This window comes from Stenotrophomonas sp. 78350_Sma (assembly GCF_056482105.1).
This window is the reverse complement of sequence record NZ_CM151182.1, coordinates 1,891,382-1,902,766: the sequence shown is the minus strand read 5'-3', so window position 1 is coordinate 1,902,766 and position 11,385 is coordinate 1,891,382. Positions and strand designations below refer to the sequence as shown.

The 11,385-nt window shown below is 66.7% G+C and carries 15 protein-coding genes; 4 read left to right on the top strand and 11 right to left on the bottom strand.

Going from position 1 to position 11,385, the window contains the following annotated elements; translation table 11 throughout:
• The gene (locus tag ACZK4H_RS08970) at positions 1–300 is read right to left on the bottom strand and encodes a flagellar basal body protein (RefSeq protein WP_099554210.1); all 300 of its coding nucleotides are present in this window, start codon (positions 298–300) and stop codon (positions 1–3) included.
• A gap of 129 nt (positions 301–429) precedes the next feature.
• Here ACZK4H_RS08970 and ftsY point away from each other — a divergent pair, with 129 nt between their 5' ends.
• From ftsY to ACZK4H_RS08955, 3 genes are all read left to right on the top strand, one after another.
• The gene (gene ftsY / locus ACZK4H_RS08965) at positions 430–1,758 is read left to right on the top strand and encodes a signal recognition particle-docking protein FtsY (RefSeq protein WP_099554212.1); all 1,329 of its coding nucleotides are present in this window, start codon (positions 430–432) and stop codon (positions 1,756–1,758) included.
• A gap of 120 nt (positions 1,759–1,878) precedes the next feature.
• Positions 1,879–3,003 (top strand): A/G-specific adenine glycosylase, encoded by a 1,125-nt coding sequence (mutY, locus tag ACZK4H_RS08960; protein ID WP_099554215.1) that lies wholly within the window; start codon positions 1,879–1,881, stop codon positions 3,001–3,003.
• Positions 3,004–3,008: 5 nt separating this feature from the next.
• Positions 3,009–3,278 carry an oxidative damage protection protein gene (locus ACZK4H_RS08955; protein ID WP_014036808.1) on the top strand — a complete coding sequence of 90 codons (270 nt, stop codon included), beginning with the start codon at positions 3,009–3,011 and terminating at the stop codon, positions 3,276–3,278.
• Between the two features lie 74 nt (positions 3,279–3,352).
• Here ACZK4H_RS08955 and ACZK4H_RS08950 read toward each other — a convergent pair whose 3' ends face one another.
• From ACZK4H_RS08950 to ACZK4H_RS08905, 10 genes are all read right to left on the bottom strand, one after another.
• Positions 3,353–3,811, bottom strand: a complete 459-nt coding sequence (locus ACZK4H_RS08950; protein WP_099554217.1) for a DUF6491 family protein — start codon at positions 3,809–3,811, stop codon at positions 3,353–3,355.
• Positions 3,812–4,032: 221 nt separating this feature from the next.
• Positions 4,033–4,746, bottom strand: coding sequence for a lipoprotein-releasing ABC transporter ATP-binding protein LolD (gene lolD, locus ACZK4H_RS08945; protein ID WP_014036806.1), 714 nt, complete (start codon positions 4,744–4,746; stop codon positions 4,033–4,035).
• The gene (locus tag ACZK4H_RS08940) at positions 4,739–5,980 is read right to left on the bottom strand and encodes a lipoprotein-releasing ABC transporter permease subunit (RefSeq protein ID WP_099554219.1); all 1,242 of its coding nucleotides are present in this window, start codon (positions 5,978–5,980) and stop codon (positions 4,739–4,741) included. The genes lolD and ACZK4H_RS08940 overlap by 8 nt, the downstream gene beginning before the upstream one ends.
• A gap of 23 nt (positions 5,981–6,003) precedes the next feature.
• Positions 6,004–6,453: a hypothetical protein gene (locus ACZK4H_RS08935; RefSeq protein ID WP_099554222.1), complete on the bottom strand. Its 450-nt coding sequence runs from the start codon at positions 6,451–6,453 to the stop codon at positions 6,004–6,006.
• Positions 6,404–6,652, bottom strand: a complete 249-nt coding sequence (locus ACZK4H_RS08930; RefSeq protein ID WP_049406791.1) for an FAD assembly factor SdhE — start codon at positions 6,650–6,652, stop codon at positions 6,404–6,406. The genes ACZK4H_RS08935 and ACZK4H_RS08930 overlap by 50 nt, the downstream gene beginning before the upstream one ends.
• A 97-nt stretch (positions 6,653–6,749) precedes the next feature.
• Positions 6,750–7,535 carry a succinate dehydrogenase iron-sulfur subunit gene (locus ACZK4H_RS08925; protein WP_005409079.1) on the bottom strand — a complete coding sequence of 262 codons (786 nt, stop codon included), beginning with the start codon at positions 7,533–7,535 and terminating at the stop codon, positions 6,750–6,752.
• 66 nt (positions 7,536–7,601) lie between these two features.
• Positions 7,602–9,392, bottom strand: coding sequence for a succinate dehydrogenase flavoprotein subunit (sdhA, locus tag ACZK4H_RS08920; protein ID WP_099554224.1), 1,791 nt, complete (start codon positions 9,390–9,392; stop codon positions 7,602–7,604).
• A gap of 31 nt (positions 9,393–9,423) precedes the next feature.
• Positions 9,424–9,810, bottom strand: a complete 387-nt coding sequence (sdhD, locus tag ACZK4H_RS08915; RefSeq protein WP_099554226.1) for a succinate dehydrogenase, hydrophobic membrane anchor protein — start codon at positions 9,808–9,810, stop codon at positions 9,424–9,426.
• A complete protein-coding gene (gene sdhC / locus ACZK4H_RS08910; RefSeq protein WP_099554228.1) occupies positions 9,807–10,199 on the bottom strand; it encodes a succinate dehydrogenase, cytochrome b556 subunit in 393 nt (130 codons plus the stop codon). Before sdhC ends, sdhD begins: the two co-directional genes overlap by 4 nt.
• Before the next feature lie 56 nt (positions 10,200–10,255).
• Positions 10,256–10,426 (bottom strand): DUF1674 domain-containing protein, encoded by a 171-nt coding sequence (locus tag ACZK4H_RS08905; RefSeq protein WP_005409075.1) that lies wholly within the window; start codon positions 10,424–10,426, stop codon positions 10,256–10,258.
• A 39-nt stretch (positions 10,427–10,465) separates the two neighbouring features.
• Between ACZK4H_RS08905 and ygfZ the strand changes: the two genes are divergently transcribed.
• Positions 10,466–11,341, top strand: a complete 876-nt coding sequence (gene ygfZ, locus ACZK4H_RS08900) for a CAF17-like 4Fe-4S cluster assembly/insertion protein YgfZ (RefSeq protein WP_099554230.1) — start codon at positions 10,466–10,468, stop codon at positions 11,339–11,341.
• The last annotated feature ends 44 nt before the right edge of the window (positions 11,342–11,385 follow it).

Here is an 11,385-nt window from a genome sequence, read left to right as displayed (position 1 = left end):
TCAGGCTTCGCGATCCAGCAGCGAGCCCAGCATCTGGTCCTGCCGCCGGATCACCGCGGCATTTGCAGCGAAAGCCACCACCTCGGCCTTGGCCGCCAGCAGATCACCCAGTGGCGCCCCCGGATCGGGGCCGGTAGTGGCTACCGCCGTTTCCACTCCGCCCTGCGCCACCGCACTGCGCTGCAGCTGCAGGCGCTGGGCATCGGGAGTCGCCAGGTTGGCCACGTTGTGCGCGGCCACCTGCACGTCCTGCTGGGCAGCACGCATCCCGCTGAGGGCGATTCCCAGCACGTTGTTCATGGCGGTCTCCGGGCCGCTCCGCGCAGCCCTCCGGACCGGTTAACGGCCGGCGGGCCGCGACCTTGAGTCCACATCGGCCCGACAGGCCCGAGTGGTAGCATATCCCTCTGATTTCAGCGCCTTTTGCCAATGCTCAGTTTTTTCCGCCGCAAGAAGCCCCAGGATGCCCCCGCAACGGAGGCTCCCAAGACCCAGCACTACTCGGCTGAAGAGCTGGCGGCGGCGTTCCCGTCGGCCGCGCCGGTCGAGGACAAGGAGAAGGAACCGGCACCGGTAGCCGTACCGGCCGAGCCTGCACCGGTCGAGCCGCCACCGGCAGCCACCGTTCCGGTCGCTGTCGAGCCCACCCCGGTGATTCCGGCCCCAGCCGCACCGGTTCCGGCAGCTCCTGCGCCGACGGCGCAGATCGACGTCGCCCCGATCGCGACCCCGGCCATCGAACCGGCACCCGCACCGCTGCCTGAGCCGACCCCGGCACCGGTACCGGCCACCGACGATCTGCCGGCCGCCGCCTCGGTCGATGCCGTGCCCGCAACTGCCGGCAAGCCCGGCTGGCGCGAGCGCCTGCGCAACAGCGTCATCGCGCGCAGCTTTGGCGGCCTGTTCTCGCGCAACCCCAAGCTCGACGACGACCTGCTGGACGAGCTGGAAACCGCATTGATCACCGCCGATGTCGGCGTAGGTGCCACCACCGATCTGGTCGAGGGCCTGCGCAAGCGCATGAAGGCGCGCGAGTTCGCCGATGCCACTGCACTGCTGGCCGCGCTGCGCGCTGAGCTGATCGCGATCCTGCAGCCGGTCGCCAAGCCGCTGGTGATCGACCGCACTGCCAAGCCCTTCGTGGTGCTGACCGTCGGCGTCAACGGCGTCGGCAAGACCACCACCATCGGCAAGCTGGCCAAGCGCTTCAAGGACGAAGGCCACAGCCTGATGCTGGCCGCCGGCGATACCTTCCGTGCCGCCGCCGTGGCCCAGTTGCAGGCCTGGGGCGAACGCAACGGCGTGGCCGTGGTCGCGCAGGGCCAGAACGCCGATGCCGCGTCGGTGGCATTCGATGCGCTGCAGGCAGGCAAGGCGCGCGGCACTTCAGTGCTGATCGCCGACACCGCCGGCCGCCTGCACACCCAGTCCGGCCTGATGAACGAGCTGGGCAAGATCCGCCGTGTGCTCGGCAAGATCGACGCCACCGCGCCGCACGAAGTGCTGATGGTGATCGACGGCACCACCGGCCAGAACGCGCTGTCGCAGCTGCGCCAGTTCAATGCCGCGGTGAATGTGACCGGCCTGGTGGTGACCAAGCTGGACGGCACCGCCAAGGGTGGCGTGGTGTTCGCACTGGCCCGCGAGTTCGGCATTCCGATCCGCTTCGCCGGCATCGGTGAGCGCCCGGAAGACCTGCGCGTGTTCGATCCGGAAGCCTTCGTCGACGCCCTGCTGCCCGAAGCACTGGGCGGCTGATACACCGTGCAGCCACGCATGGCGTGGCTCTACTGCGCTCCGGGCCGCGCGGGGTTCATCGCGGCGACACCCACCACAGTAGAGCCACCCCATGGGTGGCTGCCCACCTCCGGTACACCGATGCCCCGCCAGCCGCACGCCAGCGCCGGAACCACGCAGACCGACGACTTCGTCGCCCGCCTGCTGCACTGGTTCGACGACCACGGCCGCCACGATCTGCCCTGGCAGCATCCGCGCAGCCCCTATCGGGTCTGGTTGTCGGAAATCATGCTGCAGCAGACCCAGGTGACCACGGTCATCCCGTACTTCCAGCGATTCCTGCAGCACTTCCCGACCCTGCCCGACCTCGCCGCCGCGAGCAACGACGCGGTGATGGCGCAGTGGGCGGGGCTCGGCTACTACGCCCGCGCACGCAACCTGCACGCGGCAGCCAAGCGCTGCGTCGAACTGCACGATGGCGACCTGCCGCGTGACTTCGACGCGCTGCATGCCCTGCCCGGCATCGGCCGCAGCACCGCCGGTGCGATCCTCAGCCAGGCCTGGAACGACCCGTTCGCGATCCTCGATGGCAACGTCAAGCGCGTGCTCAGCCGTTATCACGGCATCGACGGCTTCCCCGGCCTGCCTGCCATCGAGAAGCAACTGTGGGCCATCGCCGAGGCGCACGTGGCACAGGTGCCGGCCGGGCGCATGGCCGATTACACCCAGGCGCAGATGGACCTGGGTGCGACCGTGTGCAGCCGCGCCAAACCCGCCTGCGTGATCTGCCCGCTGCAGGACGCGTGCGTAGCGCGCCGCGAAGGCCGCACCGCTGAACTACCCACGCCCAAGCCCAGCAAGACCCTGCCCGAGCGCGAAGCAGTGGCCCTGCTGCTGCGCGACGCCCAGCAGCGCGTGCTGCTGCAGAAGCGGCCCGACACCGGCATCTGGGCGCAGCTGTGGACGCTGCCGCAGGCCGACGCCGGCAGCGTGCTTCAGGACTGGTTCGATGCCCATGTCGACGGCTCGCTGGAAGACGCCGAGGAGCTGCCGGTACTGCAGCACACCTTCAGCCACTACAGGCTGCATCTGCAGGTACTGTCGCGGCAGGTGAACGGCCTGCGGGTGGAAGAACCGACGCTACGCTGGGTCGCCAGCGACGAACTGCCCGCGCTGGGCCTGCCGGCGCCGATCCGCAAACTGCTCGACGGTGCCACGATCAAGGCGTCGAAACGAAATTCCAAGAAACCCCGCAACCACGAGTGAGTGCCATGCCCCGAACCGTCTTCTGCCAGTACGAACAACGCGATGCCGAAGGTTTGGACTTCGTGCCCTACCCCGGCGAGCTGGGCCAGCGCATCTTCAACAACATCGGCAAGCAGGCCTGGGCCGCATGGCTGGCGCACCAGACCATGCTGATCAACGAAAACCGCCTGTCGCCGCGCACGCCGGAGCATCGCGCGTTCCTTGAAGGCGAACTGGTCAAGTTCCTGTTCGAGAAGGACGCGGAAAAGCCGGCTGGCTTCACCCCGGAAGCCTGACAACAAAAAGGGGACGGAGGGGATTAAGTCGTTTGTGGCACAAACGACTTAATCCCCTCCGTCCCCTTTTTTGATCATTTCGCCGGTGCGGTGTTTTCCTCGCGCTCCTGCACCTGCGCCTGGCGCAGCTCCTGCTCCGACGTGCGCAGCGCCTTCACGTCCAGCTTGCGGATGCTGTCGATGAAGCATGGCATGCGCGGGCCGCCGGTGGGGTCGCGCACCAGCACCTTGTCGAAGCGCGCCGAAACACGGTTCATCTGGCTGGTCAGGCCGATGGCTGTGGCATATGGCAGGTCCTGGCACGCGCCTCTCAATTCCAGCAGATAGGCCTCGCTGGGACGCGTCCATACCGCAAGCGCGCTGTCGCCCAGTTCGGTCCAGCCATTGAGGGTGCCGAAGAACTGCATGTCGTTCTGTGGCGCGCCGGCGTGGGCACGGTAAAGGTCAAGCTTCTCGGCGCTGCTGAGCCGGCCGGTGGTCGCGCAGGCGGCCAGAGCCAGGCAGAGTCCGGCCATCAGGATCGGGGTCTTCATGGCGATCTCCTCGGGGAACTGTCGCCATCATGCGCCTGGGCCGGCAATGCCGGCGCGACGACCGGCAGCCCCATTCAGGCGCCGGTCGGCGGTCGACCAAGGTCGACCTCTACCAAAGCAGACCCAAGGCTCCGGATTCCGGTAGTCGCCAACCTTGGTTGGCGCTTGCCCTGCAGGAGCAGCCGACCAGGGTCGGCTTCTACCAAAGCGGGCCGGGCGCCTCAGACGTCGGCGTGGGCCAGTGCGTGCAGGCGCCCTTCGCGCAGCTCCAGCACCCGGTCCAGGCGGCGCGCCAGGCTGCGATCATGGGTGACCAGCACCAGGCTGGTGTGACGTGCGCGGTTGAGCTCCAGCATCAGCTCGAACACGGTGCCGGCGGTGCGGTCATCCAGGTTGCCGGTCGGCTCGTCACCCAGCACGCAGGCTGGGTGATTGACCAGCGCACGGGCCACCGCGGCACGCTGGCGCTCACCACCGGACAGTTCACCCGGCTTGTGATCCAGGCGATGGCCCAGGCCGACCGCTTCCAGCAGCGTGGTGGCCCTACTGCTCGCCTCGGCCACGGCGGTACCGGCAAGCAGCACCGGCATCATCACGTTTTCCAGCGCGGTGAACTCCGGCAGCAGATGATGGAACTGATAGACGAACCCCAGCGCCTGGTTGCGCAGCAGCCCACGCGCGGTGTCCGACAGCGCCGACATGCGCTGGCCAGTCACGTAGACCTCGCCAGCGGTCGGAATGTCCAACCCGCCCAGCAGGTGCAGCAGCGTACTCTTGCCGGCGCCGGAGGCACCGATGATTGCCACCGTCTCACCGGCGGTCACGGTCAGGTCCAGGCCATCGAACACCGGGGTCTGCATGCGCCCTTCAGCGTAGGTCTTGCCCAGTGCTTCGGCGCGGATCACTTCATCGCCGCGGTTGAAGACCTTATTCATAGCGCAGGGCCTCCGCCGGCTGGGTGCGTGCTGCCCGCCAGGCGGGGTACAGGGTGGCCAGGAAGCTCATCAGCAGTGCGACCACGGTGATCGCTACCACGTCGCCGGTCTGCATGTCGGTCGGCAGGCCGGTGATGTAGTAGACATCCTCCGGCATCAGCTTGACGTTGAACACGCTCTCGATGGCGCCGAGGATGCGCTCCAGGTTGAGTGTGAGGGTGATGCCACCGATCAGGCCAGCCAGCGTGCCGAAGATGCCGATCAGCGAACCCTGCACCATGAACACCTGCATCACGCCGCCTGGAGTCAGGCCGAGGGTGCGCAGGATGGCGATGTCGGCCTGCTTGTCGGTCACCAGCATCACCTGCGAGGAGACCAGGTTGAAGGCGCCCATGGCGATGATCAGCGACAGCAGGATGCCCATCACCACCTTCTCCATGCGCAGCGAGTGGTAGAGGTTGGCGTTCTGCTGGGTCCAGTCACTCACCCGGTACGCACCACCGAGGTTCTGCGCCAGGTCCACGCCCACTTCCAGCGAGCGATCCATGTCGTGCAGTTTCAGCCGCACGCCGGTAGCGCCATCGGACCGCAGCACGCGCTCCAGGTCCTGCATGTTGGCGAAGCCCACGCCACGGTCGACTTCGTTGTAACCGGCCTCGAAGATGCCGCTGACGGTGAAGCGTTTCATCCGCGGCACCGCGCCGGCAGGCGTGCCCTGCACTTCTGCAAAGGTCACCAGCACCTGGTCGCCGACGTCCACGCCCAGCCAGATCGCCAGTTCCTTGCCCAGCAACAGGTTGAAGCTGCCCGGCGTGAGGCTGTCGTAGCTGCCCTTGGTGACCTTCTTGTCGATCACCGACACCTTCGGCTCAAGCGCCGGATCGATGCCCTGGATGATCGCGCCCTGCACGCGCGGGCCGCTGATCATCGACTGGATCTCGATGTACGGCGCGGCACCGGCCACGCGCGGGTCCTTGCTGGCCACGTCGACCACGCGCATCCAGTCCGGCATCGGCTCGCCGTCGCGGCTGATGGTGGTGTGCGCGGTCATCTGCAGCAGGCGGCTGCGGATTTCCTTCTGGAAACCGCTCATCACCGCCAGGGTGGTGATCAGCACCGTCACGCCGAGCGCGATGCCCAGGATCGATGCCATCGAGATGAAGGAGATGAAGCCGTTGCGGCGCTTGGCGCGCAGGTAGCGCAGGCCAATGGCCACGGGGATGGGTTTGAACATGCAGGCACGCCGGTCAATTCAGCTTATGGTGCCATCGACCGGGGCCGACGGGAAACGCCGCGTGCGGCGACGGCCAGTCGCAGTTCACGTCGCTGCCCGGAATCGAGCACATCCGGCCAGAACAGCAGGCGCCGACGGCGACGATCCTCACGCCAGACCAACAACAGCCATGGGCCACGCACCACCAGCTGCGGCGCCTCCACCTCCTTCCCCGCCACCTGCAGCGACTCGGGTGGCGCCGGCAGACGCACCTGCACGCGTGGCCTGCGTTGGCGCCAGGCCAGTTCGGTCACGCCGATGGCCCAGGCCAGCAGCACCGCGGGCATCAGCAGGCGCGGCGGCAGGTCCGATGCGCGCAGCAGCCAGGGCGCGGCCAGCAGCACCGCCAGCTGGGCGGCGGCCTGCAGCCGTGAGGGCCGCCACTCAAGGCTTGAGGGCGAGGATCTTCTGCATGAGGGGGACTGCGTGCGCATGCGGGCAGGCCTCGTAGCCCATGAACCAGCGCCACAATTTATCGTCCTCGCAGTCGAGCAGGAACAGGAAAACCTCGCGCTCTTCGGTCGGCGCAGTGCTCCATTCGTGGTCGAGGTAACGGCCGAACAGCTGGTCCAGCTCGCGCATGCCGCGGCGGCAGCGCCAGCGCAGCTTCTTCAGCAGAACGTCTTCTTCCATCGTGTTTCTCCAGATGCAGCAAAGCCACGCATGGCGTGGCTCTGCTGGGAGGTGCAGCCACGCATGGCGTGGCTCTACCGGGTACAGCCGGACCGTATCAGGCGCGGCGTTCCATCATCAGCTTCTTGATCTCGGCGATCGCCAGCGCCGGGTTCAGGCCCTTCGGGCAGGTCCGGGCGCAGTTCATGATGGTGTGGCAGCGGTACAGCTTGAACGGATCTTCCAGATCGTCCAGGCGCGCACCGGTGTCCTCATCGCGCGAGTCGATGATCCAGCGATAGGCCTGCAGCAGGATCGCCGGGCCCAGGTAACGCTCGCCGTTCCACCAGTAGCTCGGGCAGCTGGTCGAGCAGCAGGCGCACAGGATGCACTCGTACAGGCCGTCGAGCTTCTTGCGGTCTTCCGGCGACTGCAGGCGCTCACGGTCCGGCGGCGCCGGGGTCTGGGTGCGGATCCACGGCTTGATCGACGCGTACTGCGCGTAGAAGTGGGTCAGGTCCGGAACCAGATCCTTCACCACGTTCATGTGCGGCAGCGGGTAGATCGGCACTTCCTTCTTGCCGCAGTCCGAGATGGCTCGGGTGCAGGCCAGGGTATTGGTGCCATCGATGTTCATCGCGCACGAACCACAGATACCTTCGCGGCAGGAGCGGCGGAAGGTCAGGGTCGGGTCGATCTCGTTCTTGATCTTGATCAGGGCGTCCAGGACCATCGGGCCACAGGCGTCCAGATCGACCTCATAGGTATCGGTGCGCGGGTTGCTGTCGTCGTCCGGACTCCAGCGGTAGATCTTGAAGGTGCGCACGTTCTTGCCGCCGTTCTTGACGGGGAAGTGCTTGCCCTTCGTGATCTTGGAATTCTTGGGGAGTGAAAACTCGGCCATGGCTGCTCTCGTTGGCTCAGGCGGCCCGCGCCCTTGGGCGCGGATTGCATGGTAGGCGGGGTCGGATCAGTACACGCGCGGCTTCGGCGGCACCACGGACACGTCGTCGGTCAACGTGTACATGTGCACCGGACGGTAGTCGAAGCTGCACTTGCCCTTCTCGTCGACGCTGACCAGGGTGTGCTTCTGCCAGTTGACGTCGTCGCGGTCCGGGAAATCCTCGTGCGCATGCGCGCCGCGGCTTTCCTTGCGCTGTTCGGCCGAGTTGATCGTCGCCACCGCGTTGAGCAGCAGGTTGTTCAGCTCGTAGGTCTCGATCAGGTCCGAGTTCCAGACCAGCGAACGGTCGGAGACCTTCACGTCCTGGAACGAGTCGAAAATCTTGTCCATCTTCTCGCAGCCTTCCTTCAGCGTCTGGCTGGTGCGGAAGACGGCGGCGTCGGCCTGCATGGTGCGCTGCATGCGATCACGGATGACCGAGGTCGGGGTATCGCCGTTGGCGTGGCGCAGCTTGTCCAGCAGCCCCAGCGCCTTGTCGCAGGCATCGGCCGGCAGCGGCTTGTGCGCCGCGCCCGGCTTGATGGTCTCGGCGCAGCGGTTGGCCACCGCGCGACCGAACACTACCAGGTCCAGCAGCGAGTTCGAGCCCAGGCGGTTGGCGCCATGCACGGACACGCAGGCCGCTTCGCCGATGGCGTACAGGCCCGGCACCACGGCATTGTCGTTGTCGCCGACCCGCTGCACCACTTCACCGTGGTAGTTGGTCGGGATGCCGCCCATGTTGTAGTGCACGGTCGGAATGACCGGAATCGGCTGCTTGTGCACGTCGACGCCAGCGAAGATGCGGGCGCTCTCGGCGATGCCCGGCAGCTTGTCGTCGATCACGCCCGGGCCGAGGTGGGTCAGGTCGAGCAGGATGTGATCCTTGTGCTCGCCGACGCCGCGGCCTTCGCGGATCTCGATGGTCATCGAACGGCTGACCACGTCGCGCGAGGCCAGGTCCTTGTAATGCGGTGCGTAGCGTTCCATGAAGCGCTCGCCACTGCTGTTGCGCAGGATGCCACCTTCACCGCGTACACCCTCGGTGATCAGGCAGCCGGCGCCGTAGATGCCGGTCGGATGGAACTGCACGAACTCCATGTCCTGCATGGCCAGGCCGGCACGCATCGCCAGGCCGCCACCGTCACCGGTGCAGGTATGCGCCGAGGTGGCGCTGAAGTAGGCACGGCCGTAACCGCCGGTGGCCAGCACCACGCCCTGGGCGCGGAACAGATGCAGGGTGCCGTCGGACATGTCCAGGGCCAGCACGCCGCGGCAGGCGCCTTCGTCATCGAAGATCAGGTCGAGTGCGAAGTACTCGATCATGAAGCGCGCATCGTGCTTGAGCGACTGCTGGTACAGCGTGTGCAGCATCGCGTGACCGGTACGGTCAGCCGCCGCGCAGGTACGCTGCGCCGCCGGGCCTTCACCGTACTTGGTGGTCATGCCACCGAACGGACGCTGGTAGATCTTGCCCTCGGCGGTGCGCGAGAACGGCACGCCGTAGTGTTCGAGCTCGATGATGGCCGGAATGGCCTCACGGCACATGTATTCGATGGCGTCCTGGTCGCCCAGCCAATCCGAACCCTTGATGGTGTCGAAGAAGTGGTAACGCCAGTCGTCCTCGCCCATGTTGGCGAGTGCGGCCGAGATACCGCCCTGGGCGGCAACGGTGTGCGAACGGGTCGGGAAGACCTTGGTCAGGCACACGGTCTGCAGGCCCTTGGCGGCCAGGCCGAACGTGGCGCGCAGGCCGGCGCCGCCGGCGCCGACCACGACCATGTCGTACTTGTGTTCGGTAATCTTGTAAGCGGACATCTAGTCTGGATTCCTGTCTTGGCGCCTGGGCTCAGGCAACGCCGAGGGCGATGCGGCCCACCGCAAACACACTGACGATCATGCCGAGCACGGCGACGAACTTCACCGCGGTCTGCAGCACCAGGGCCAGCAGCGATTCGTGGATGTAGTCTTCCAGCACGACCTGCAGGCCGAGCTGCGCGTGCCAGAACATGGCGATCAGCAGACCGATCAGCGGCACCGCGTTCCACGGCTTGGCGATCGCAGCGGTGGCGGTCGCGTAATCCGAGCCCAGCAGGCCCAGCACGAACACCAGGAACCAGATGCCAAGCACCACCAGCGCGGCAGCGGTCAGACGCTGATGCACGAAGTGCTCGGTGCCGGTCTTGGCCGAACCCAGGCCACGCACGCTCTTCAGCGGGGTACGGAACTTGCTCATGCGGCACCTCCGAACATCACATAGGCCCACACGGCCAGGGTGATCGCCAGGCTGCCGATGACCGACATCCAGCTGCTGCGGATGAACGTCGCGATGCGGAAGCCGATGGCGAAGTCCTGCACGATGTGGCGGATGCCATTGCACAGGTGGTAGGCGAACGACCATGTCCACGCGAACAGGAACACGCGGCCATACCAGGCCCCGGCATGGCCGGTGAAGCAGTTCCAGGACTCGGGCCCCATCATCAGGGCCAGCAGGCCGGCGGCGATGATGAGGGCACCAACAGACAGAAAGACGCCAGTGGCTCGATGCAGAATCGAGGTGGCCATCTGAATCTGCCAGCGATACACCTGAAGGTGCGGGGAAAGTGGGCGTTGTCTGGTCGCCATTCGCTGGGCTCGTTGTCTCGGCTGGGCGGCACACGGCCGCGTTGGCTCAATGCTGATCAGAAATCGATGCAGCGTCCGTTTTTCTCCCAATCGCCGTACCGCACCGGATCAAGTCCGCCGCGGCCGCCGAATTCCTCTGCTTTTTCCTGTTCCACGGGCACGGGTGCCGCGGGGACCAGCGGAGCTTCAGATTCGTCGTCGGGAGTGGGGGTTGTTTGGCCTATCATGTTCGGTCTCGCAACGCACAAATTTTAGACCTCGTTCACGTGCCTGACAACCTGCCCCCTGCTTTCGTCGGATATCCGCGCCTGCCCGGCCACCAGCTGCTGAGCCTGCAGGGTGCGGATGCGGCCGTTTTCGCCCACGCCCAGTTCAGCAGCGACGTCACCGCGCTGCCCCTGCTGCACTGGCAGTGGAGTGCCTGGCTGAGTGCCAAGGGCCGCACCCTGGCAGTGTTCCAGCTGCTTCGGCTGGCCGAAGAGCACGTGATGCTGGTACTGGCCGACGGCGATGCCGATGCGATTGCGTCGCAACTGCAGCGCTTCGTGTTCCGCCGCAAGGTGAAGGTGCAGGTGCGCAACGATCTGGCGGTGGCCGGCGCCTTCACTGCGCCCGAGGCCGCCAGCGACGCCGCGATTGCGCACGCTGCCGGTGATGGCTGGGAGCTGGACCTGGGCAGCGATGCCCTGCCGCGCACCCTGCGCATTGGCGGCGCCGAAGCGTTTGCCGCCGGCAGCGAAACCGATGAGGCCGCTTTCGCCCTGGCCTGGCGCCAGGCCGACCTGCGCTACGGCCTGCCGCGGCTGGAAGAAAGCCAGCGTGAAGTCTGGACCCCGCAGCAGCTGGGCCTGGACCGCCTGAACGGCTACAGCGTGAAGAAGGGCTGCTACCCGGGCCAGGAAATCGTTGCCCGCACCCACTTCCTCGGCAAGGCCAAGCGTGCGGTGCAGCTGCTGCATACCGCAGCACCGGCACAGGCCGGCGATGGCGTGCAGCAGGACGGCGCCGCGCTGGGCACGATCGCCAGCGTGGCCGGCGACCTGGCACTGGCGGTGCTGCCGCTGGAGGCCGGTGATGCTGACCTGCAGGTGGGTGATGCCGTGGCGCAGCGCGTGCCGTTGCTGGACGGACTGGCACGCTGAATCTGAAGGGCTCTCACCCACGCGGTGGTTGCGGACCGTGGATC